Origin of the sequence: Polyangium spumosum (genome assembly GCF_009649845.1) — a bacterium.
Taxonomy (GTDB): Bacteria; Myxococcota_A; Polyangia; order Polyangiales; family Polyangiaceae; genus Polyangium; species Polyangium spumosum.
The window spans coordinates 1,005,136-1,028,259 of sequence record NZ_WJIE01000001.1; the positions used below are offsets into that span (position 1 = coordinate 1,005,136).

Consider the following 23,124-nt stretch of genomic DNA (forward strand, 5'->3'; position numbering starts at 1 on the left):
GTAGCGGAGTTCCGCTCGGCACGTACGCCTTCCCAGGCGCGGGCGGGGCGTGTTATCTGCCAGGAGGATGCCTCCCGACCTCTCGACGCCCCTTCACGAGGCCGACGGCTTTTGCCGCGCGGGTCGTCACACGTATCGTTGCGAGAGCGCGGGCATCGTCTTCATCCGGCTCGGCGGGGATCTCTTCGAGGACGACGTGACCGCCTTTTTTGATGCGTTCGCCGGGCTCTGCGATACGAGCGAGCGCGGGCACGTGTTCTGGCTCGTCGATCTCGGGCGGCTCGGCGTCATCACGCCGGGCGCGCGCACGCGCGCCGCGAAGACGCCGGTGCGGCGTGAGAACAAGGGCATGGTGCTCTTCAATGGCACCTTCCGGCAACGCATGGCCGTGACCCTCGTCGACAAGGCCACGTCGCTGCTCCAGCCCCAGGCCCCGCCGCTCGTGAGCGTGAGCTCGGAGGCGGAGGCGCGCGCCTGGATCGACAAGCGCAGGCGCGAGCTCGAGGCGCGCCCCCTCAGCGCTTGAACGAGAGGAGCACCGGCCCGACGGCGGCCTCCGCGCAGGTCGCCGTGGCGCCGTCGCAGGCCGAGATGTTCACGTCGACGACGACCTCCCGGCTCCGGCGGAAATGTTCTTTGTTGCTCGGCAAGACGAGCATCATCGTCTCCTTCGGCTCCCCGTCGCATTCGAGGACGTCCTCGAAGCCGAGGCCCTCCACCACATCTTTTCCGGACGCCTGGGACGCTTGCATCGAAATGGCCGGGGACGTGGCGCCCTGCGGACACGAATACACGATCGGGATGCCGATCAACGCGCCGTGGATGAACTGGCCCTTGCTGCCGATGTACACCACGAGGTCATCCATCGCATGCGCCGTCCCCGGCATCACGGGCAGCGCCGCCCCCGCGAGCAAAAGAGCCGTCCCGATCGTGCGAAGCATCTGTTTCATATTCGATTCCCCCGGCACGATGTATTCGGATGAACGCCAAGCACCGCAAGTCGCCTACACGAAATTCGGCAGCGCCCTCCTGTCCGGAGCGGCCCCGGGGCAGGGACGCCCTCGCTGCCCAGGCGCCTTCGTTCCGGACGCTGCCCTCCCCGCCCGTCCGAGGTGCGAGTTCTCCGATTGAAGCACGCCGCCCCTTTGGCTACGTTTGCCGACGCCCGCGCCGGCCCACGCCAGCGCGGACGAGCACGATGCGCCGGGCCTGCCGCTCGGCTTTCATGCGAGGGAGGACGAGATGGGCCAGGTGGTGATGGACCGAGGGGCGGGCAACGTTGCGGGGAGCGGTCCGGGCGCCAATGGGCACGCCGCGACGAAGATCCGGAGCTACGCGCCCGCGACGGGCGAGCTCATCGGCGAGGTGAAGGTCACCTCCGCCGACGAGGTGAAGCGCGCCGTCGAGCGCGCCCGCCGCGCGCAGGAGGCCTGGGGCGCGTTGCCCGTCGAGGAGCGCTGCGAGCGCGTGCTGCGCTTCCGCGACGCCATCGTCGACCGCGCCGACGAGATCGTCGACCTGCTCGTGCGCGAGTGCGGCAAGCCGCGGCACGAGGCGCTGCTCCACGAGGTGATGGTCGCCGCCGATCTCGCGACCTTCTTCGCCAAGGCCGCGCCGCGCGTGCTCGCGCCGCACGAGGTCAAGCTCCACCTGCTCAAGCACAGGAAGAGCGTCATCCACTACAAGCCCCGCGGCGTCGTGGCCGTGATCTCGCCCTGGAACTACCCGTTTCAGCTCCCCTTGCGCGACGCGATCATCGCCCTGCTCGCGGGCAACGCCGTCGTGATCAAGCCGAGCGAGGTCACGCCGCTCATCGCGCAGAAGGCGAAGGAGGTCTGGGACAGCGCGGGCCTGCCCGAGGACCTCCTCCAGGTCGTGCCGGGCTTCGGGCCCACGGGCGCCGCGCTCATCGAGGCGCAGCCGGACTTCGTGATCCTGACAGGCAGCGTGGCCACCGGGCGCCGCGTCGCGGCCGCCTGCGGCGAGCGGCTCATCCCCTGCGTGATGGAGCTCGGCGGCAAGGCCCCGCTCATCGCCTGCGCCGACGCCGACGTCGAGCGCACCGCGCGCGCCATCGTCTTCGGCGGCTTCTCGAACGCGGGCCAGGTCTGCGTCTCCGTCGAGCGCGTCTACGCGCACCGCGAGGTGCACGACAAGCTCGTCGATCGCGTCGTCGAGCTGACCCGGGAGCTGCGCCAGGGCGACCCGAGCGCGGAGTTCGTCGACGTCGGGGCGATCATCTTCCCGCACCAGATCGACGTGGCCGAGAAGCACATCGCGGACGCGCTGCAGAAGGGCGCGAGCGTGCGCGCGGGCGGCAAGCGGCGCGAGGGGCCGGGGCAGTTCTTCGAGCCGACCGTGATCGACGGCTGCAACCACCAGATGACCGTGATGACCGAGGAGATCTTCGGGCCGATCGTGCCGTTCATGCGCGTCTCGACCGAGGAGGAGGCCCTGCGCCTGGCGAACGACTCGCACCTCGGGCTGAACGCCTACGTCTTCTCCCGCGACCGGGATCACGCCCAGCGGCTCGCCGAGCGCGTCGAGGCGGGCAGCGTGCTCGTGAACGACGTGCTGACGAACGGCGGCACGCCCGACGTGCCCTTCGGCGGCATCAAGGCCAGCGGCTTCGGCCGGGCCATGGGCGAGGAGGGGCTGCGGGAGATGTGCAACATCAAGCACGTGAGCGTCGAGCGCGTCGGCATGGGCAGCAAGGATCCACTCTGGTACCCGTACACGGCCCAGAGCTACGGCTGGTTCCGCAAGGGGCTCCGTGCGCTCTTCTCCGGCGGCGGGCTCTTGCGGCGTATCGGCGAGATCCTGTAATCAGGTTGCTCTCGGGGCGATGGAGGGGCGCGGCCGCGCTCGCCCATCGCCTCCCCCGCCTCCTCGCGCCGCATGAAGTCTTGTCCCACTTGCAGCCTCCGCTACCCGAGCGAGAGCAGCACCTGCTTCGCCGACGGGTCGGCGCTCGTCGTGCTCCGCGATCCGTGGCTCGGCTCCACGGTCGCGGGCAGGTACGTGCTCGACGAGCTCATCGGCATCGGCGGCATGGCTTCCGTGTACCGGGCGAGGTTCCTGCTCACGGACCGGCCGTGCGCGGTGAAGCTCTTGAACCCGCAGCTCGCCTCGGACGCGACGACACGCGAGCGCTTCAACCGCGAGGCGAGGCTCGCGCAGAGGCTCGCGCACCCGAACATCATCGAGATCTTCGACCACGGCGACGCGGAGGACGGCACGCCGTTCCTCGTGATGGAGCTGCTCGAAGGCGAGAGCCTCTCGGAGATCATCGCGGCCGGCCCCGTGCCGCTCGCGCGCGCGTTGCCCATCGTCGTCCAGATGACCCGCGCGCTCGCCCGCGCCCACGACTTCGAGGTCATCCACCGTGATCTCAAGCCGGAGAACGTGTTCCTGCTCCGCGGAGACCGCGTGAAGTTGCTCGACTTCGGCATCGCGCGCTGCGCGCAGGACGTGCGCTTGACGAACGCCGGCGAGGTCTTCGGCACGCCCGAGTACATGGCCCCCGAGCGCGCGACGTCGTCGGACGCGGGCCCTCCGGCCGACCTCTACGCGCTCGGCGTGATGCTCTTCGAGATGCTGACGCAGAGGTTGCCCTTCGACGCGCCGAGCCCCGCGCAGATCTTGAACAAGCACATGCTCGAGCCGCCGCCGCGCCTCGCCGAGCACCTGCCGGACGCGCCGCCCGCGCTCGACCACCTCGTCTACGACCTGATGGCGAAGGTGCCGGACGGCCGGCCCGTCGACGCGCACCGGGTCCTCGCGGCGCTGCAAGAGGTCAGCGAGGCCGCGCAGATCCCCTTGCCGCCCGAGCTCGAGTCGTCCCCCATCCCGCCCCCGCGCCCCTCGGCCGCGACCGCGGCGCAACGCTGGAGCCTACGCGTCGAGATCGTCGATCGGCTGGTCCAGAAGACGTACGGCGGCGCGCTGCCGGTCGAGGTCACGCGGACGCTCGAGCAGATGAAGGCGCACGTCAAGGAGCTCGCGGAGCTGCGGACCCGCGGCATCGAGGAGCAACGCGCGCTCGACACGATCCACCGCGAGTGGAAGGAGGGGCGCTTCCGCCAGGGCAAGGCGATGGATCGGCTCACGGCGGACATCTCGCGGACACGCGAGGAGGCACGCGCGACCCGCGCCGGCATCGCGCCGCTCGCCGGGGCCGCGAGGTCGTTCGCGCCACGCGTGCGCGCCGCGCACCGGGACGTGGTCTTCTGGGAGGGCCGGAGCGGGTTTCACGAGCCGTACCGCGAGCTCGCGGCCGCATACCGCACGCTCGCCGATCTCGTCGACCTCTGGACGAACGCGCGCCACGCGGAGCTCGAGGTCGAGGCGGCCGCGGTGGAAAAGGAGCGCGCCGTGGCCGAGGTGGACCAGCAGATCCGGGAGCTGCGCCACAGCCTCGTGATCGCGGATCGGGCGATGGAGGATCGCAAAGCGAAGCACTTCGTCGCGCTCGCGGACGTCGGCCGGCGCGCCGAGAAGCTCGAGCTCGAGCTTCTGCGCTCGTCGGGGCGGCTCTGCGCGCCGCTCCGAGGCCGGGCCGATCTCGCGCCGTTTTTCGCCGAGCTCGCGGGCGCGGCGCCGGCGGCGGCGGCCCTCACCCCCTAGCCCCCTCGCCCTCACCCCCTAGCCCCCTCTCCCGCGCGCGGGAGAGGGGGAAAAGAGAGATGTTGGGGGTGACGTAACGTTCGTGCGATGATGGCCCCCGGCGCGCGAGTGACGCGTCGTGGTTTCAGCGGCGCGTGCTCGCAACATCATGTCGGGGAAGGTCAAGCAGCTCATCGACGCCATCGTCGCCCACCGATCGCGGGGGAACCCGACGATGGCGGGGTTCGTCCGCGCGAAGCTCATGCTGAAAGGCATCGATCCCGCGCAATACACGGACACCTCGCCCGACGATCCCGCGGTCGTGCGCAAGCTCGAGGCCCTCGCGCGCGAGCTCGGCGTCGAGCCGTCCGGGCCAGGCGCGGGCGTGTCGTGGCGACCGCCGCCGTCCTCCGGCAACCACCACCGCTAGCCCATCACCTTCGAGAGCACGCGAGGAGGAGTGTCAACGTGCCCGTTCGAACTGCTCATGCGACCGAGAGTCGCGAAAGCGACGTCGCTCGCCTGATGCGCGAGAGGCTCGCGCCGGTCGAGCCCGTCGTGGTCCTGTATTTCGCCGGCGGCGACCGGGATCCCCGCGCGCTCGCCGAGGCGATGCAGCGCGCGTTCCCCGGCGCGCTCGTGGTCGGCTGCACGACGGCCGGAGAGCTCGAGGGCCACACGTGGCGCAAGGGCTCGGTCGTCGCCATGGGGCTCGGCGGAGACGTCGTGCGCGACGCGGCCGCGGCCGTGATCGACGACCTGCGCGGCCGCGCCGACGTGAAGGACGCGCTCGCGCCGCTCGAAGCGCACCTCGGCAGCCCGCTCGCGAGCCTGGATCCGTCGAAGCACGTGGGCCTCTTGCTCGTCGACGGGCTCAGCATGGCCGAGGAGCGGCTCATGGATCGGCTCGGCGACCTCACCGACATCCCGATCCTCGGCGGCTCGGCGGGCGACGACCTGAGGTTCTCGGCCACGTGGGTCGCGAAGGGCGGCAGGGCGTATCCGAGCGCCGCGGTGCTGCTCGTGCTCGAGCCTGCCGTGCCGTTCCGCGTGCTCAAGACGCAGAGCTTCCGCCCGCTCGATCGCACGCTGCGCGTGACGGGCTGCGATGAGGCCGCGCGCGTGGTGCACGCGTTCGACGGCAAACCCGCGGCGAGCCGGTACGCCGAGGTGCTCGGGATCCCGGCGGGCGAGCTCGCGGGAAACTTCATGCGCCACCCGCTCGGCCTCATGGTCGAGGGCGAGCCCTACGTGCGGAGCCCGCAGCAGATCCGCGGCGAGAGCGTGGTCTTTTACTGCAACGTGCCCGAAGGGACGGTCCTCACGGTGCTCGAAGCGAGCGACATCGTGGAGGACACGCGCCGCGCGCTCTCGCAGGCCCGCGCGGAGCTCGGCGGCGCGTCGGCGCTGATCGATTTCGACTGCGTGCTTCGTTGCCTGGAGATCGAGAGCCGGGGCCTCGGCGAGCCGTACGGCGCGCTCTTCGAGGGGATCCCGGCGATCGGGTTCAGCACGTACGGCGAGCAGTTCCTGGGGCACGTCAACCAGACGGCCACGATGCTCCTCTTCGGCTGATCGCCTGGAACGCCGGGGCTTCCGGCGCGCCCCTCGGGGCTCCACGGACCCCGCATGGCGTTCGAGGGGATCCTCTTCGATGTGGATGGCGTGCTCGTCGATTCACCCCACGAGCGAGCCTGGCGGGAGACGCTGGAGGAGCTCATGCAGGGCCCCTGGCGGGACATCGCGGGGCGATCGCGGTACACGCCGACAGGCTTCGACACGGCCGTCTACCTCGCGGAGGTCGCGGGCAAGCCACGCGAGGACGGGGCGCGCTCGGCGCTCGAGTACTTCGGCGTGCCCGACGCCGCGGGCCTCGCGGCCGAGTACGCGACGCGCAAGCAGGCGAAGATCGTGGGCCTCATCCAGGAGGGCGCGTTCGAGGCCTTCCCGGACGCGCTCCGGTTCGTGCTCGCCATGCGCGACATGGGCTTGCCGATGGCGGTCGCGTCGTCGTCGCGCAACGCGAACGAGCTGCTCGCGCGGATCGTGGTGCCCGAGCCGATGCCGGGCATCCGGCCGGATCCGCTGGGGAAGGAGCCCGGCACGACGCTCGTCGACCTCTTCGACGCGAACGTCTGCGGCAGGACGTTTCCGCGGGGCAAACCGCACCCGGACATCTTCCTCGCGGCCGCCGCGGAGCTCGGCGTGCGGCCCGAGGGGGCGCTCGTGGTGGAGGACGCGACGGCGGGGATCCAGGCGGCGAAGGCCGGAGGGATGCACGCGCTTGGGGTGGCGCGCCTCGGGGACGAGGAGCTGCTCTGGGCGGCGGGGGCCGACCTCGTGGTGCAATCACTCGACGAGGTGGATCGGGACGCGCTCGCGCGCGGGACACTCGCGCGGGGCAGGAAGGCGGCTTGATCAGGAAAGACCGCGCAGCATCAGGTTCCAGTACATCCACGGCAGGCCGTACCGCTTGAGCAGGTACATGTCGTGCCGCTCCTTCTGCGTGTTGATGAGCGGGATCGACGGCGTGGGTTTGCCGCTGTAATCGAACTCGGCGAGCAGCATCGTGTCGTACGAGGTCACGAGCGGGCACGACGCATAACCGTCGTATTTCGCGGTCGGCTCCTTGCCGTTCATCACGGCGAGCAGGTTCTCCACGAGGACCGGCGCCTCCTTGCGGATGGCCGCGCCCGTGCGTGAGGTCGGCAGCTCCGAGGCGTCGCCGAGCGCGAAGACGTTCGGGTACTCCGGGTTCTGCATCGTGTGTTTGTCGGCCTTGGCCCAGCCCTTGTTCGGGCCGTCCGCGTGCGCGATCGGGCTCCGCTTGATGAAATCGGGCGCGCTCTGCGGCGGCACGGCGTGCATGATGTCGTAGCGGATCGTCTCGCGGGCGCCGCTCGGGTCGCCCACGACGGCGAAGACGGCCTCCTTGCGGTCGGGGTTCACCTCGACGAGGTTGCGCTCGAATTTCGTCTGGATGCCGTACCGCTCGATGACCTGCTCGAGCACCACGCGGAACTCCGTGACGCCGAAGATCGACTTCTGCGCCGAGCCGAAGATCACGTCCGACCGATCGAGGATCCCCGTCTTGCGCCAGTGATCACAGGCGAGGTACGCGATCTTCTGCGGCGCGCCCGCGCATTTGATCGGGCCGGCGGGGTGCGTGAAGATGGCCGTCCCGCCGCGGAACGACTCGATGAGGCGCCACGTCTTCGGGGCGAGGCGGACGTCGTAGTTGCTGGAGACGCTCTCCGTTTGCAGCGCCTCGCGCAGGCCCGGGACCGCGTCCCAGTCGAGCTGGATGCCCGGGGCGACGACCAAAAAATCGTAACCGACGCGCCCGCCGCCGCGCACGCGCACGGTCTGGGCGACGGGATCGATCTCCTCGGCGAAGTCCTTGATCCAGCGAGCGCCGTCGGGGATGAAGGCGGCCTCGTCGCGCTCGGTTTGCTCTGCGCTCACGACGCCGGCGCCGACCAGCGTCCAGAGGGGCTGGTAATAGTGCTTCTCGGAGGGCTCGATGATCGCGAGGTCCGTGACGCCGGCGCGCGACAGGCGCGCGGCCACGGAGATCCCCGCCGTTCCGCCGCCGATGATGACGACACGCGCGCGCCCGAGCTCCGCCGGAGGCTCGGACCGTGGTCGGCTATTTTTCGTGGAGGTCGATGCGGGCGTGATCGTGGCCATCTCGTTTCCTCTCCCAATCTTCGCGTTTGGTTCCCCAGGGCGCGTGAGCAAGCAGGATGCCACCACAAGACGTACGCGCCAGCGCGCGAAAAGCCCCGGGACGAGCCCCGCGCGCGTTCCAGGATTGTATCAAGAACGTTTCACGATGTTTCAGCGCAGGGGAAACGCGTCCCCTCCCCCGGCGGACGCGCAACATGCGTGCTCCCGCGCGGGCGCCAGCATGGCACGAATCGGCGGCGTCACCACCCACGCGGCCGTCGCGACGAGCGCGATCGCCCCGACCTTTCGCGCAAAACGCCCGGAGAACCTCGAGGCCACGTTCGACGAGAGGGCCGCCGCCGGGAGCATCAGGAGCGGCGCGCTCGCCGCGGCGAACACGAGCATCATCGCCGCGCCCACGGGGGCGGCGCCGGCGGAGGCCGCCGCGATTACTGCGGCGAAGAGCGCCCCGCAAGGGAAAAGCGCGGTCGCGACCCCCAATCCGATGCCGCGCCGCGGGACGTACCGGACGATTTTCTGGAAAAGGGTCGACGTCCGCGGTCCGCGCCCCAGCGTGAGGAGTTTTTCCCCGGCCCTGGGCTTCACGAGCACGATCGCTCGATACAGCAGCGCCACGGCCACCACGACGGCCAGCACGAGCCGCACCGCCGCCCCGGCCGAACCACCCGCGAGCGGGGCCCCGAGCGCCCCCGCGGCCCCGCCGAGCGCCGCATAACCAAGCGCCCGACCGCCGAGATATCCGAGGGCCCGCCTCCCGTCGAGGCGCCCTTCCCGGCTCGCCCCGACGGCGGCGACAGGCCCGCACATCGCCGCGCAATGCACCCCGCTCGTCGCGCCGAGCGCGGCCGCCGTCCCCAGCGAGATCCACAGGCTCATGGCGCCCGTCCCTCCGATTTCCCGATCCCCGCGGTGGGCCCGACGAACGTCCCCTCCACGACCTTTTCGCCCTCGGGGCCACGCACGCGGATCCGGATGGGCAGGTTGCCCTTCATCTCGGCCCGCTTCGCGGTCACCGCGACCGGGATCGAAATGCCCCCGAGGCCCGCGACCGTCGGCTCGCCCATCGGCACGACCCAGGCGAGGCCCGGCGCGGGCTCGGGCTCGACGCGGAACGTCGCCGCGTCCGGGCGCTTGTTCACGAGGTGGATCGTGAATGCATTCCGCACCTCGTCGCCGTCGAGCACGAAGGGCATGCCCGGCACGCGCAGGAGGTTCGCCTCGAACGTCGAGCGGGTCCGCGTCGCGACGGTCGCCACCACGAGGCCGAGGACGCCGAGGGCGAGGTAGAGCCACACGCGCGGCCGCAAAAAACGCGTCTTTCCGCCCGCGAGGCCATTCAGCGAGTCGTACCGCACGAGGCCGCGGGGCCGCCCGAGCTTGTCCATCACCTCGTCGCAGGCGTCGGCGCAGGCGGTGCAGGCGATACAATCGAGCTGCAGGCCGTTGCGGATGTCGATCCCCGTGGGGCAAACCGCGATACAACGCTTGCAATCGACGCAGGCGCCCGCCTCCGGATCCGAGGCCTTGCCGCGTGGCTCGCCCCGCTTCTTGTCGTAACCGACGACGAGCGAGTCCTGATCGATCAGCACCGATTGCATGCGCCCGTACGGGCAGAGGCCGATGCAGAGCTGCTCGCGGAAGCGGGCGAAGTTGCCGTAAAACACGGCCGTGAGGGCCGCGGCCCAGGCGAAGGCCTCGGGGTGCTCGGTGGGGTGGCTCCGCATCATCTCGAAGAGCCTCGGCACGCTCACGAAATACCCGACGAACACGTGCGCGACGAACGCCGCGAGGACCACGAACGCGAGGTGTTTGCCGACCTTTCGCGCGATCTTGTCGGCGTTCCAGGGGCCCTTGTCGCGGCGAATGCGTGCTTCGCGGGGGCCCTCGAGGAGGCGCTCGACGGGGCGGAAGAGGCCTTCGAGGAACACGGTCTGCGGGCAAGCCCATCCGCACCATACGCGGCCGAGCAGCGACGTGAGGAAGACGAGCGAGAACCCGATGCCCGTGAGCAGGAAAAAGAGGAGCCACAGGTCCTGCGCGTTGAACGTCGCGCCGAACAGGAAAAACTGCCGGTGCTCGACGTCGAGCATGAGCGCAGGCCGGCCGTCGATACGCACCCAGGGCACGAGGGCCCAGAATGCGACGAGCAGCAAAAACACGACCTTGCGCGCGCGGGCGAAGCGACCGCGGACGTCGGCAGGTTGCACCCAGTTTCGGCTGCCGTCCGCGCGCAGGGAGCTCTGCATCTCCCCGCCCTCGGACGGCAGCACCGGCAAATGGACTCGCGACATGGTGACCCCGCGGGAAAACCCGCGCTCCTCGTCGATGGCCCCCCGGATCTCGATTACGGCTCCGACGCGCCTTGCGGCGCCTTGCCCCCCGGGACGTTCGTGCCCTTGATCGAGAGCACATAAGCCGCCGCGAGGCGGACGCGCTCCTCACCGATGAGCGCGCCCCACGCGGGCATACCTCCTTTGACATAACCATCCTTGATGGTCGCGTACACCTGCATGGGTTTGCCCCCGTGCAGCCAGGCCACGTCCGTGAGGTTCGGCCCGATGCCGCCGCCGCCGCTCGCGGCGTGGCAGCTCGCGCAGTTCTTCGCGAACACGTCCTTCCCTTCGGCCGCGGCGGCGAGGTTCTTCGACATGGCGACGAGGTTCTCGTCGCTCGCGGCGCCCATCGCCTTGAGCTTCGCGGCCTCCGCCTCCGCGGCCTTCGCCTGCTCGATCGCGTACGCGTCGCCGGGCGAAGGCAACGTCTTGAAGGCCTCGTACCCCAGCCAGTAAACGGCGCTGAAGGCGATGGCGCCGTAGAGCGTCATCAGCCACCAGCGCGGCAGGTGATTGTCGGCCTCGAGGATACCATCGTATTCGTGGACGATCGCGTCGCCCGAGTCGGGGGGCGGCGTCTCTTGGGTCGTGACGTGTCGTTCCGTCGACATGAGGTCACCTCCGGTGCGTGTTCGGGGCGCGGTTCCTGCCGGCGTCGTCGCAGAGGGGCAACGCGGCGACGTCGGCGTAGGCCTCGGGGCGCTTCGAATAGGTGCGGATCACCCAGCCCGCGAAGACGGCGAGGAACAGGAAGAGCGCGGAGAGCGGCAAGAGCAGCAGCGGGCTCTCTGCGATGGGAGCGAGGAATGCTTGTTTCACGTGTGTCCTCCTGCCTTCAATGCGCCTTTTCGTCGCTCATCGTCACGGGCATGGGCCCGGCCGGCGGCGGCGGCGGCGGCGGGTTCTTGCCGATCCGCTGCAGATAAGCGGTGATCGCCACGAGCTCGCTCGTCGGGTTCGCCGCGATGCCCTGGGCTTCGAGGTCCTTGACGATCTCCGCGGCCTGGTTTGCAGCGTCCGCGGGCGCGGCCGCGATCTCATCGGGCGTGTACGGCACGCCCACGCTCCGCATCGCGCGGAGCTTGCTCGCCGCGTCCGCGAAATCCACGCGCGTGAACTCGAGGTGCGCGTACGAGGGCATGTTCGAGCCGGGCGAGACTGAGCGCGGATCGATCATGTGTTGCCAGTGCCAGACGTTCGGATACTTGCCGCCGAGCCGCGCGAGGTCGGGCCCCGTGCGCTTCGAGCCCCACTGGAAGGGGTGATCCCAGCGAGAATCGTCGAGCGTCGAGACCTCTCCATACCGCGACGTCTCGAAGCGGAAGGGCCGGATCATCTGCGAATGGCAGGTATAGCAGCCCTCCTTGATGTACACGTCGCGGCCCTCGAGCTCGAGCGCGCGATATGGCGCGTTTTTCTTCCTGGCGAGCTCGGCGTCGGTTTGCCCGAGGACGATCGACGGGACGATCTCCGCCACGCCGCCGATGAGCACCGCGATCACCGTCAGCACCGTGAAGAGCAGCGCGCGCCCCTCCAGGATCGCGTGCCACGTGGGTTTGTCGCTTCGCTTCACGAGGGTGAGGACGAAGATCCCGGCGAACCCCACGATGCCCGCGAGGAGCAAGAGGCCCGCGGTGCCCACGGGGTTCGTGAATGCAATCGCGAAGAGGAGCACGAGGGCCACGGCCGCGATCACGACGGGCGGGCCGAAGACGATACGCTTCCAGTCGACCTCCTTCTCCTGCCGGACCTCCACGACCACCTCGGCCTCGCCGTCGACGGCCTCGCCGCTCTTCGCGGTCCTGTAGAGGTTCCAGCCCATCAGGATCATACCGGCGAGGTAAAGCGTGCCGCCGAAGAGGCGCATCCAGTACATCGGCCGGATCGCGATGAGCGTCTCGACGAAGCTCGGATACATCAGGTTGCCCTGCGCATCCACGGCGCGCCACATCATGCCCTGCGTGATACCGCTCACCCACATCGCGATGATGTAGAGGAGGATGCCGACGGTGCCGATGTAGAAATGGATCTCGGCCGCGCGGCGCGAATGGAGCTTCGTGCCGAAGAGGCGCGGGACCATCCAGTAGAACATGCCGGCGGCCATGAAGCCGTTCCAGCCGAGCGCGCCGCCGTGGACGTGGCCGACGATCCAGTCGGTGTAATGGGCGAGCGACGAGACGCTCTTGATCGAGAGCAGCGGGCCCTCGAACGTGGCCATTCCGTAGAACGTGACGCCGGCCGCGAAGAACTTGAGGACCGGATCCTCGCGCACACGGCTCCACGCGCCGCGCAGCGTGAGCAGGCCGTTCAGCATCCCGCCCCAGCTCGGCGCCCAGAGCATGAGGCTGAAGAGCATGCCGAGCGTCTGCGCCCAGTCGGGCAGCGCCGTGTTGAGCAAATGGTGCGGGCCCGCCCAGATGTACACGAAGACGAGCGCCCAGAAATGGATGATGCTGAGCCGGTAGCTGTAGACCGGCCGCTCGGCCGCCTTGGGGAGGAAGTAATACATGATCCCCAGGATCGGCGTGGTCAGGAAAAACGCGACGGCGTTGTGCCCGTACCACCATTGCACGAGCGCGTCCTGCGCCCCGCCGAAGACCGAATAACTCTTGAGGAGCGAGACGGGGATCGAGAGCGCGTTGACCACGTGCAGGACCGCCACGGTCACGATCGTCGCGATGTAGAACCAGACCGCGACGTAGAGCTGCTTCTCGGCGCGCCTGGCCAGCGTCCAGAAGAAGTTCACCGCGAAGACGAGCCACACGGCGGTGATGGCGAGATCGATCGGCCACTCGAGCTCGGCGTACTCCTTGGCCTGGGTGAAGCCGAGCGGCAGCGTCAATGCGGCGGCGACGATGATGCCCTGCCAGCCCCAGAAATGGATACGCCCGAGGAGCCTGGAGGCGAGCGTCGCCTTGACGAGGCGCTGCGTCGAGTAATACACGCCGGCGAACATCATGTTGCCGACGAAGGCGAAGATGGCCGCGTTCGTGTGCAGCGGCCGGAGCCTGCCGTACGACAGGATCGGCAGGACGTTCGCCTTGAAAAACGCGAGCTGGAGGGCGGCGAGCGCCCCCGCGAGCATGGCCACGATCCCCCACGCGACCGATGCAAAGACGAACCAGCGCGCGATCTGGTCGTCGTAGGTGATCGTCCGTCGCTGGACGTCCGCGCGATAAGGACTCGCTGCCTCGTGCGAGGTTTCAGCGAGGATGGGCCGAGCCGACATGATCTTGTTTTCCTCCGCTAGGGGGGTTGGTCTTCTCATCCTCGATCGGCAGGAGGGCGAGCCGATCGGCGTGCTCGTCGTCGCGCTGACGCGCGCTGTAGGCGAAGAGCAGAATCGAGCCCAGGACGAGCAAAAAGCTCACGAAGATCTGGAGGTAAATCGCATCCATTTCAAGCCGTCCGGAGACGCGCCCCCGGCGGGGGCAAGGGGCAGGCCGCCGCGTCCGCGGCCGGCACCTTTTCACCAAGCAAAAACAGGACCGCGAGGATGGTGCTGAGCGACGAGAGCGGCATCAGTACGGCACAAAGCAGCGGGGTCATGAAACCCGCGCAGGAGAGGGCCACCGTCACGACGTTGTAAGCGAGCGCGATGGAGAGCGTGATTCCGAGGACGCGGCGCAAACGTTGCGCCGAGGCGAGCGCATTGCGCACGGGCGAGAGGCCCGGCGTGACGAGGTAGAAATCGGCGCGCGCCGCGAGGAAAGGTCGATCAATCGCTGGCGTGCCGCTCGCCGTGGCCTCGGTCGCGACGAGGGCGTCGTTGATCCCGTCGCCCAGGAAGAGCAGATCCCCGCGGTCGTGCTCGCGCACCCATTGCGCCTTCTCCTGCGCGCTCTTGCCGGAGACCGTCTTCTCGGGGGTGATCCCACAAACCGCGGCGACGCGGAGGGCGCGCTCCTCGAGGTCGCCGCTCAGAATGCCGACGTCGTATCCCATGGCGCGGAGCGCGTGGACCTCGGCGGCCGCGTCGGGGCGGAGATCCTCGACGGTATGGAAGGCGCAGAGGATCCGACCGTCTTTGCCGAATGCCACGTCGGCATCACCGTCCGTCGCGGCCGGGTCGATCCAGGCGCTCGCGCCGAGGCGATAGAGGTGGCCCTCGTGGAGGACCTCGACGCCGCGGCCCGTGACCTCCCGCGCGTCGAGCTCCTGGGCGAACTCGTCCGTGCCGAGGGCCGCGGCCAGCGCGGCGCTCTTCGGGTGCGTGCTGCGCGCCGCGAGGTTCTTGAGGATTCGTTTTTCCTCGGGCGAGAGCAAAGAGGCCGGCGACGTGTCCTCGATGCGCAGCTTGCCGGTCGTCAAGGTGCCCGTCTTGTCGAAGACGACCGTTCGAATGAGCGCGGCGCGATCGAGGAAGCTCGCCGACCGCACGAAGAGGCCGGCCCTGCGGAGCTTTGCGGAGACGAGCTCGTACGCGAGCGGCGTGGCAATGCCGAAGGCGCAGGGGCACGTGACGATGAGGACCGCGGTGACGCGCTCGAGCGCGGCGCGCGCGTCGTGCGTGGCGAGATACCCGATACCGAGCGCGATCGCCGCGATCACGAGGACGGCCGCCACGTAGACCCGCGCGAAGGTGCGCCAGTAGCCGCCCCCGCGCTCGTCGCGGCCCTCGCCGGGCGGGGCGCGGAGCAAATCGACGAGGCTGCCGGCGGCGAAATCGGCGTCGGCGCGGACGGTCAGGGCGCGCGTGCCCGAAAGAAATGCGCCGGCGGGGACGGTGCCTCCGGCGCGGAAGACGCGCGGCGCGCTCTCGCCGTTCACCCAGTCGAGCGAAAAAGAGGCGTCTTCCCCGCCGAGGATCGCGGCCGGGACCGGGACGACGTCGCCGGGCGCGAGGACGAGGGTATCCCCTTCGCGGATCTCGACGGCGCGCCGCAGGACGACGGCGTCTCCCTCGAGCCTGCGCGTATAAATGCCCTCGGCGCCGTCGCTCTCGAGCAGGCGCTTCTGGTTCCGCTCGATGAGGCGCATCTGCAAGAAACGGCCGACGAGCATGAGGGCGACGAAGACCGTGAGCGTGTCGAAATAGGTCGTGAGCCCGTGCGCGAGCCATCCCCACGTGGAGGAGGCGTACGCGAGCAGGATGCCGAGGGCGATCGGCAAATCGAGGTGCAGGACGCCTCGGCGCAGGCCGGCGAGGGCGGTTTTTCCGAAATACGAGCCGCCCACGAGCACGCTCGCCGTCGCCAGCGCGAACGAGAGCGCGAGGAAGAGCCTGTGGAGCGGCCCCTCCGAGAGGCCGGCGTACACCGAGATCGCCAGGATCATCCCGTTCATCGCGAGCGCGACGGCGATCCCCATGCGCAGGAGCAGCCCATTCGAGGGGCTCTCCTCGCTCTTCAGCTTCGGTCCGAGCAGATAACCACACGACTCGACCCGCGCGACGAAGCGCCGCAGGGGAAACGCGCGCGAGACCGTGAGCCGAATGCGCCCGAGGGCGGGGTTCACGACGACGCCCGCGCCCCCCGGCTCGCGGCGGAAGAGCTGCTCGATGAGCCACACGCAAGCCGCGCACGACAAACCCTGCACGTCGAGCTCCAGCCGGTGCAGGCCCTCGGCGCGCCCGAGCTCCGCTTCGAGCGGCTCCAGCCATTTCTGGTCCCGGCCCGCGGCGACGGCCGTGACGGCCTCGCCTTTGTCGCCTCGCAGGGCGTAATACCGCTCGAGTTGCTCCTCGTGGAGCAGGTCGTGGACGAACCGGCAACCCGCGCAGCAAAACCCCTCCTGGGCGGCCGCGGGGAGCGGCCCGCCGCAATGGAGGCATCGACTGTCGCGAGGTTCTGGAATCATGGGCGGCCCCGTGAGCAACGAGCGTACCAGTTCGATTGCGGGCGGATTCATCCCCGGTCGCGCGTATTGCGCGCAAGCCCTGCGGGTCGGCGCAAAGGCTGCACCTCGACGGAGATGCGCGGACGCTTTGGGTTCTACCTCTCGGCGGGACGAGCAGGCAATGCGCTGGCCCAGGGCCGCGTGATCCCGAGGAGCGCGACGAGGGCCACGACAGCGAGAATCGGCAGCGGGAGCTGCTTGCCGAGCATGAAGAGGCCCATCGCGATCACGAGCCAGGCAAACACGCGGCGCAGGACGCCCGGGGACACGCGTTTGCCGAGGAGGGCGCCGATCACGCTGCCGAGGGCCGTACACGCGGTGACGAGACCCACGAGGAGCGGGTCGAGCTCGACGTGCGCCACGTGCCCCGCGAATCCGGCGAAGGATTGCAGCATGATCACGAACAGCGAGGTCGCGATCGCCTCGCGCATGGCGAGGCCGCCGAAGAGCACGAGCGCAGGGACGATGAGAAACCCGCCGCCCGCGCCGACGAGCCCGGAAAAACACCCCACGGCGAGGCCCAGGAGGAGCACGCGCTCCACGCGGAGCTCACGATTCTCGGCCTTGGCCTCGCCGCGCCCGCGCAGCATGATGACGGCCGTGACGACCATCGTCGCGCCAAACACGATGAGGAGGATCTCCTCGGGGACGAAGTGCGCGAGCCGCCCGCCCGCGAAGGCCCCCGCCATCGCGGCGGCGCCGAAGAGCGCGCCGACACGATAACGAACGAGGCCGCCCCGCGCGTGAAAGAACAGGCTCACGAGCGCGGTCACGCCCACCACGAAGAGCGAGGTGGCGATGGCCGCGCGCGGCGGGGCGTCGAGCACATACACGAGCATCGGCAGCGTGAGAATGGCGCCTCCGCCCCCGAGCATGCCGAGCAGGACACCAATGACGACCGCGAGCGTGGCGCCGAGGGCGAGCATCGCAGGCTCCTCAGCGCCGGACCGGCAGGCCCGCCTCGTTCCAGGCGACCATGCCTCCCTCGAGGTTCATCACATACGAAAAACCCGCCGCCGCGAGGGCCTCGGCGGCCTGGCCCGAGCGGCGGCCCGAGCGGCACACGAGGACGATGTGTTCGTCTTTCCGGAACCGAGCGGCGGCCTCCCCCATTCGCGCGAGCGGGACGTTCTCCACGCCGGCCACGTGGCCGAGATCGCCGCGGAGCTCGTGCGGCTCGCGGACGTCGACCAGCCGCGCGCCCGTCTCCGTCTCGGCGAGGTGCTTCGGGTGGATGTCACGATAACCGGCGGGATTCGGGGTGGACCTCTCGAAAAGCGTGGGCATGGGCTCTCTCCTCGGGCAGAGAGAACTGCAAGGGGGGTGCCACGCGCCGTTTCACGCAGATCCCGCGAGGAACCAGCGCAACTTCACCCTGCGGACGTGCACGTTGAAACGTCGTGAAACATTCGCCCGGTCGTGTTGCAACGCCGCTCAGGCCTGCTCTGCGAGGCCGAGCTCGCGCATCCTGCGCCACAAGGTCACGCGGCTCATGCCGAGGATCTGCGCGGCGCGCTGGCGGTTGCCCCCGGTGCGGCCGAGCACCTCCAGGATCCGGCGCGCCTCGGGGTTCTCCGAATGCGCCTCGCTCGCGGGGGAGGGCGAAACCAGCTCGGCGCCGGAGAGCTTCGGGTCGACGAGCTCCGGCGGCAGGTCCGCGGGCGCGAGCGTGGGCCCGTCCCCCATCGCATACGCATACGCGAGCACGTTCTTCAATTCGCGCACGTTGCCGGGCCAGGAATAACGTCGGAGAATGGTCATCGCCGCGGGCGCGACACGTTCGACCTTGCGCCGGCTCGTCTCGTTGCGCTCGGCCATGAATTTCTCGACGAGCAGCGGGATGTCGTCGGGCCTCTCGCGCAAGGATGGAATGAAGACCGGGATGACGCGCAATCGATACATGAGGTCGGCGCGGAAGCGGCCCGCCTCGACCTCTTTTCGCAACGCGCGGTGGGTGGCCGAGACGAACCGCACGTCGACGGGGACAGGCTCGCGCGCGCCCACGGGGATCACCGTGCGGGTCTCGACCACGCGCAGGAGCTTGGCCTGGAGCTCGAGCGGGAGCTCCGCGACCTCGTCGAGGAACAACGTGCCGCGGTGGGCGAGCTGGACGTGCCCGGGCGTGTCGCGGACCGCGCCGGTGAAGGCCCCGCGCGCGTGCCCGAAGAGCTCGCTCTCGAGCAAATGGGAGGGCAACGCCGCGCAATTGATGGCCCGAAACGGCCCCTTGCGCCGCCCCGAGAGCGCGTGAATGGCCGCCGCCACGAGCTCCTTGCCCGAGCCCGTCTCGCCCCGCACGAGCACCGTGACGTCGTCGCCCGCCACGCGCTCGAGCACGCGAAACATGGCCTTCATCGCCGGGTCCTGCGTCCACATGCCCTGAAACAGGACCTCGCCCTCCTCGAAGGACTCGCCGGCGTCCTCGAGCAAAAGGAGCGTGCCGACCCGCGCGTGGCTCGTTTCGAGGGTCACGGGGAGCGACCGCACGCGCACGAGGCGCCGGCCGGGCCCGCGCTGCGGGAGGATGGCCTGCACCGACCGCCCCTCCGCGAGCGCCTCGGCCACGGGGCGCTTCTCGTTATCGCCGCAGAGCAGCTTGGGGGCCGGGACGTTCGGCGGGATGTCGACCCCGAGCAGCTCGGTCGCCTGTGGCGTGGCGAGCACGACGCGGAGCTCCGCGTCGAGGACGAGGGCCGCCCCCGAGGCGACCTCGAGGGCACGCGCGACGACGTCCTCGGCCGGTTTTGCGGGTGATTTGCGGGGCACGGCTGCAACGTATCACGTTGCAACGCGTGTTTCAGCTTCCTCGTGTTTCCCTTCGGGTCCCGTCGTCGTCCACGGGCCTCTTCAGGTTCAGCGGGATGCGGAGGTAGCGGACGCCATTGTCGTGCTCGGCGGGCAGGTGGCCGGCGTCGATGTTCACCTGCACGCTCTGCCAGAGCAGGCGCGGCGCGGCGAGCGTGGCGTCGCGGGAGTTGCGCAGGGCCACGAAATCCTCGCGCGTGGTCGCGGCGCGGAGCTGGACGTTTTCCTTCTTGGAGCGGCCGATCGTGGTCGACACGCGGAGCGGTCGGCCCCCGGGCAGGTAATCGTGGCCCACGAAGACCCGCGTCTCGTCGGGCAAGGCGTAGAGCTTCTCGTGAATCGACGTGTAGAGCGCGTCGGCCGAGCCCCTCGGGAAATCGCAGCGCCCCGTGCCGTAGTCCTCGATGAACAGGGCATCCCCGGTGAAGACCGCGTCGCCGATGAGGTACGAGACGCAGCCGGGCGTGTGGCCGGGGGTGCTGATCGTCTTGATTTTGAGCGTGCCTGCCTCGATCACCTGGCCGTCGGCGAGCAACACGTCGAACTGGCTGCCGTCGGTGCGGAACGTGGGGGGCATGTCGAATACGGTCTTGAAGGTGGCCTGGACCTCCCGGATCCCCTCGCCGATGGCGGTCCGCCCCCCGAAGCGCTTCTTCAGCCAGGGCGTGGCCGTCAAATGGTCGGCGTGGGCGTGGGTCTCGAGGATCCAGTGGATCCTGAGGCGGTTGTCTTCGAGGAACGTGGCCACCTTCTCGACCGAGGCCGTGCTCACGGTGGACGACTGGGGCTCGTAATCGAGCACCGAATCGATCACGACGGCGTCCTTCGAGTCGGGGTCGAAGACCACGTAGGTCAGGGTGAATGTGGCGGGATCGTAGAAGGGCTCGACGTGGAACATGATATCAGGCCTTACCAGCAAGGAGCGGGCCAACGCCGAAGAGGCTGGAGTCCGGCCTGGAACGCGCGGATGTGGTGTGTGTGTTTCACGATGTGAAACATACGAGCGGCCTCGTGCTTCGTGGGGCGTCGTCTATAACGACGAAGAACGGTAAAACCCTGGAGGACCCGGCGGACACGCCGACCGAGCGGGCGACGCCGCGGTTTTCCCTCCGCCTGTCTTTCATCCCCCCGTCAACGACGCACAAATGCGGTCGGCACAATACACGTACGAGGTCATTCGCCCGACTAGGCGCCTCCCTGATGAGCGAAGCTGGCACTTTCTCATCTGCGCCCGCATCTCTCCATACTACGATCGGGCCCCGAGTCGCCGTTGCCGGGAAGGCATGGCGCTACGAGAAGATGGGGCTTCGATGCCACGCCCTGTGCGCCTCGGCGATGTCCGCCGCAGGCATGGGCGGGCGTCTACCTTGGGGGAGAACAACGATGCGACGTTCGAGCCATTTTGCCTTGGTCTTCACGGCCCTTGTTCTTGGTTGCAGCAGCGGTCACGTCGAGGTCGAGACGACGGACGTGGTGCGTCAGGCGATTGACGGAGCGCCGGACGTCGCGGCGATCGAGATCCCTGCGTCCGACGCTTACAAGACCTGCGCCGAGCTTCAAACCATCTACGATCCCAAGTACAACCCGGCCGTCGGCGCGACCTGGTCCGAGCTCGAGATTCCGGACGCGAAGAGCGGCACGTACAGCGACGGCACCCTCGAGGTCGCGCTCAGCATCTACGGCGGCGTTTCGTTGAGCTGGGCGTCCCAAACGCTGGGCGTACGCGCCGCGATCGTGAAGAGCCCATGGCATGGCGCCAGCCTGTACGTCTATGATCCGGAGTCGTGGGAGGACGATTACCTCTCCGCGCCTCTCGACAAGTACATCGAGTACGTGTCGTTCTGCTACGACCAGACGGCCACCGCGGCGGGGGTCAAATTCCACGACCTCAACGCGAACGGGATGAGGGAGGCCAATGAGCCCGGTCTGGCGGGCTGGACGATCTACGTCGATAAAGACAAGAGCGGCACTCTCAGCGCGGGCGATCTCTCCGCCGTGACCGACGCGAATGGCGAATACAAGATCGAGAACATCCCGCCGGGGTACTGGGGAGTGCTCGAGGATCTGCAAACGGGATGGACCTGCTCGCACCCGGCGAGCGGCTCCTACATGAAGACGTTTTCTGCGAAGCAGGCGGTCTACGGCCTCGATTTCGGTAACTGGACGCGCGGGAGCAAGAGCGGCACGAAGTACCTCGCCGATGCGTACGGGATGTGCACGTATGACGCCGTCAGTGGCATCGACATCTACCTCTTCAGCGACGTCAACAAGAACGGCATGCTGGACGCAGGTGACGTCAAGCTCGACAAGATGGCAACGGGGAATGACGGCAGCTACCTGTTCTCGAACCTCGAGCCTGGGGACTATCTCGTGTGCGAGGCGAAGACGGCCGAATACGAAGGCGCCTGGCCCAAGAACGACGTCTGCAGCTCCGAGTACGACGACGCCTACAAGGGCCAGTTCGAAAAGGGCGGGTACACCTTCACGATCACGTCCGGGAAGAACGAGACCAACAACGATTTCTGCAACAAGCCGGTCGAGGAGGAGGAGGAGTTCCAGGGCTGCACGCCGGGGTACTGGAAGAATCACCTCGACTCGTGGGAGGTGTACTTGCCCGGTCAGAAGCTGGGGACCGTGTTCATCGTGCCGTCCTCTCTCAGCCCGCTCGGCGGCAGTACGCTGATCCAGGCCCTCAACTTCGGCGGCGGGTCGGGGCTCCAGGGGGCCGCGCGTATCCTGCTCCGCGCGGCGGTCGCGGCGCTCCTGAACGCGGCCCACTCCGGCGTCGATTACGAGTTCAGCACCACCGAAATCATTACCGCAGTGAACGTGGCGCTCGCCGGGAGTCGGAATGACATGATCGAGCTCGCCGAACTGCTCGACGCCGCCAACAACGCCGGCGAGTGCCCGCTGAACTGAAGTCGCTCGCCTTGACGCCTCACCCCGAGGCGCGGCACCGATAATAAAGCTGCCGCTCGGCGTGATCCCCCGCCGTGAAGCTCACCGCCTCCATCGCGAGGATCTCGAGCCCCGCGCCCCGGAGGACGGCCTCGAGCTCCGCCTGCGGATAAGCCGTCACGCGCAGGGGTTGCCCGAGGAAGGGCAGCTCGAGCCAGTCGAAATCACCCTCCACCATCGCGATCACGAGATACCCGCCGGGTCGCACCGCCCCGACGATCTTCCGCAGCGCGCCGGGGATGTCCGATTTGCGCAGCATGAGCAGCGAAAAAAACGCCGCGGCGCCCGCGTACGCGCCGGGCTCGGGCGAGAAGCTCGTCACGTCCGCCTGCTCGAAGCTCGCGCCGGGGACATTGCGGCGCGCGAGCCGGAGCATCTCCGCCGAGATATCGATGCCGAGCACGGACAGCCCCGCCTCGGACAGGATCTTCGCCGTGGGGATGCCGGTACCCGAGCCCACGTCGAGCACGCGCTCCCCGGGTCCGAGGCGCTCGGCGAGCCAGCGGGTCGCCTCCACCTGGGCTCGCTTGTCCGCGAACGCCTCGTCGTACCTCTCGCCGATGGCGTCGAAGGCCGCGGCCTGCTGCGTGATTTCGTCCTTGTTCATGGTCTCCTGCTACCACGACGCCCGGCGCGCGGAAAAGCTCGGATTGTCCTCTTTTCCTCCGAATTTCCTCCGCCCACGCCCCACCGCTCTCCGCCTGCACAGTCCGTCCGAAGGTGCGGGCGGAAAGGGTACGCTCGTGGCCGAGCCCGCTGGCCCGGGCTCTGCAGTGGTGTTCGGACGGCCGCCACGATCGGCAGGACGAAGAACGCCATGCACAAAACCCGAAGCGTCATTCTGGTCGCCTCCGTACTCGCGCTCGTGGGAGCGCAACGTCTCACCGCCGCGCAG

Annotated in this window: 21 protein-coding genes; 7 read left to right on the forward strand and 14 right to left on the reverse strand. The window is 69.0% G+C overall.

The window, feature by feature from the left end; translation table 11 throughout:
- Window positions 1-67: 67 nt before the first annotated feature.
- The gene (locus tag GF068_RS04285; RefSeq protein ID WP_153817970.1) at window positions 68-526 is read left to right on the forward strand and encodes a SpoIIAA family protein; all 459 of its coding nucleotides are present in this window, start codon (window positions 68-70) and stop codon (window positions 524-526) included.
- Here GF068_RS04285 and GF068_RS04290 read toward each other — a convergent pair.
- Window positions 516-941 (reverse strand): hypothetical protein, encoded by a 426-nt coding sequence (locus GF068_RS04290; protein WP_153817971.1) that lies wholly within the window; start codon window positions 939-941, stop codon window positions 516-518. The genes GF068_RS04285 and GF068_RS04290 overlap by 11 nt on opposite strands.
- Window positions 942-1,155: 214 nt before the next feature.
- On the opposite strand from GF068_RS04290, the gene GF068_RS04295 reads away from it, so the two are divergent.
- The 5 genes from GF068_RS04295 (at window position 1,156) to GF068_RS04315 (ending at window position 7,023) form a co-directional block, all read left to right on the forward strand.
- The gene (locus tag GF068_RS04295; protein ID WP_240806589.1) at window positions 1,156-2,826 is read left to right on the forward strand and encodes an aldehyde dehydrogenase family protein; all 1,671 of its coding nucleotides are present in this window, start codon (window positions 1,156-1,158) and stop codon (window positions 2,824-2,826) included.
- A 72-nt stretch (window positions 2,827-2,898) separates the two neighbouring features.
- Window positions 2,899-4,626, forward strand: coding sequence for a serine/threonine-protein kinase (locus GF068_RS04300; RefSeq protein ID WP_153817972.1), 1,728 nt, complete (start codon window positions 2,899-2,901; stop codon window positions 4,624-4,626).
- A 148-nt stretch (window positions 4,627-4,774) separates the two neighbouring features.
- On the forward strand, window positions 4,775-5,035 hold the full coding sequence (locus GF068_RS04305; RefSeq protein ID WP_206079393.1) for a hypothetical protein: 261 nt from the start codon (window positions 4,775-4,777) through the stop codon (window positions 5,033-5,035).
- Between the two features lie 95 nt (window positions 5,036-5,130).
- Window positions 5,131-6,180: an FIST signal transduction protein gene (locus GF068_RS04310; protein ID WP_153817973.1), complete on the forward strand. Its 1,050-nt coding sequence runs from the start codon at window positions 5,131-5,133 to the stop codon at window positions 6,178-6,180.
- Window positions 6,181-6,234: 54 nt separating this feature from the next.
- Entirely contained in the window at window positions 6,235-7,023 is a 789-nt protein-coding gene (locus GF068_RS04315; protein ID WP_153817974.1) for an HAD family hydrolase, read from the forward strand.
- Here the strand turns inward: GF068_RS04315 and GF068_RS04320 are convergent, their stop codons facing one another.
- The 12 genes from GF068_RS04320 to GF068_RS04375 form a co-directional block, all read right to left on the reverse strand.
- Entirely contained in the window at window positions 7,024-8,295 is a 1,272-nt protein-coding gene (locus GF068_RS04320) for an NAD(P)/FAD-dependent oxidoreductase (RefSeq protein ID WP_153817975.1), read from the reverse strand.
- 150 nt (window positions 8,296-8,445) lie between these two features.
- Entirely contained in the window at window positions 8,446-9,171 is a 726-nt protein-coding gene (locus GF068_RS04325) for an urease accessory protein UreH domain-containing protein (protein WP_153817976.1), read from the reverse strand.
- Window positions 9,168-10,586: a cytochrome c oxidase accessory protein CcoG gene (ccoG, locus tag GF068_RS04330; protein ID WP_240806590.1), complete on the reverse strand. Its 1,419-nt coding sequence runs from the start codon at window positions 10,584-10,586 to the stop codon at window positions 9,168-9,170. Before ccoG ends, GF068_RS04325 begins: the two co-directional genes overlap by 4 nt.
- Before the next feature lie 53 nt (window positions 10,587-10,639).
- Window positions 10,640-11,239, reverse strand: coding sequence for a c-type cytochrome (locus GF068_RS04335; protein ID WP_153817977.1), 600 nt, complete (start codon window positions 11,237-11,239; stop codon window positions 10,640-10,642).
- 4 nt (window positions 11,240-11,243) lie between these two features.
- Window positions 11,244-11,447: a hypothetical protein gene (locus GF068_RS04340; protein ID WP_153817978.1), complete on the reverse strand. Its 204-nt coding sequence runs from the start codon at window positions 11,445-11,447 to the stop codon at window positions 11,244-11,246.
- 16 nt (window positions 11,448-11,463) lie between these two features.
- A complete protein-coding gene (gene ccoN / locus GF068_RS04345; protein WP_153817979.1) occupies window positions 11,464-13,857 on the reverse strand; it encodes a cytochrome-c oxidase, cbb3-type subunit I in 2,394 nt (797 codons plus the stop codon).
- Window positions 13,832-14,026 carry a cytochrome oxidase gene (locus GF068_RS04350; protein WP_153817980.1) on the reverse strand — a complete coding sequence of 65 codons (195 nt, stop codon included), beginning with the start codon at window positions 14,024-14,026 and terminating at the stop codon, window positions 13,832-13,834. The genes ccoN and GF068_RS04350 overlap by 26 nt, the downstream gene beginning before the upstream one ends.
- 1 nt (window position 14,027) lies before the next feature.
- On the reverse strand, window positions 14,028-16,427 hold the full coding sequence (locus GF068_RS04355; RefSeq protein ID WP_170319295.1) for a heavy metal translocating P-type ATPase: 2,400 nt from the start codon (window positions 16,425-16,427) through the stop codon (window positions 14,028-14,030).
- Between the two features lie 134 nt (window positions 16,428-16,561).
- Window positions 16,562-17,392: a sulfite exporter TauE/SafE family protein gene (locus GF068_RS04360; RefSeq protein WP_153817982.1), complete on the reverse strand. Its 831-nt coding sequence runs from the start codon at window positions 17,390-17,392 to the stop codon at window positions 16,562-16,564.
- A gap of 10 nt (window positions 17,393-17,402) precedes the next feature.
- Window positions 17,403-17,753, reverse strand: coding sequence for a rhodanese-like domain-containing protein (locus GF068_RS04365; RefSeq protein WP_153817983.1), 351 nt, complete (start codon window positions 17,751-17,753; stop codon window positions 17,403-17,405).
- 147 nt (window positions 17,754-17,900) lie between these two features.
- Entirely contained in the window at window positions 17,901-19,232 is a 1,332-nt protein-coding gene (locus GF068_RS04370; protein ID WP_338046216.1) for a sigma-54 interaction domain-containing protein, read from the reverse strand.
- Window positions 19,233-19,263: 31 nt separating this feature from the next.
- Window positions 19,264-20,169 carry an MBL fold metallo-hydrolase gene (locus GF068_RS04375; RefSeq protein ID WP_206079394.1) on the reverse strand — a complete coding sequence of 302 codons (906 nt, stop codon included), beginning with the start codon at window positions 20,167-20,169 and terminating at the stop codon, window positions 19,264-19,266.
- Window positions 20,170-20,654: 485 nt separating this feature from the next.
- Between GF068_RS04375 and GF068_RS04380 the strand changes: the two genes are divergently transcribed.
- Window positions 20,655-22,190, forward strand: coding sequence for an MSCRAMM family protein (locus tag GF068_RS04380; protein ID WP_170319296.1), 1,536 nt, complete (start codon window positions 20,655-20,657; stop codon window positions 22,188-22,190).
- A 19-nt stretch (window positions 22,191-22,209) separates the two neighbouring features.
- Here GF068_RS04380 and GF068_RS04385 read toward each other — a convergent pair whose 3' ends face one another.
- A complete protein-coding gene (locus GF068_RS04385; protein WP_153817986.1) occupies window positions 22,210-22,836 on the reverse strand; it encodes a class I SAM-dependent DNA methyltransferase in 627 nt (208 codons plus the stop codon).
- Window positions 22,837-23,124 lie beyond the last annotated feature (288 nt).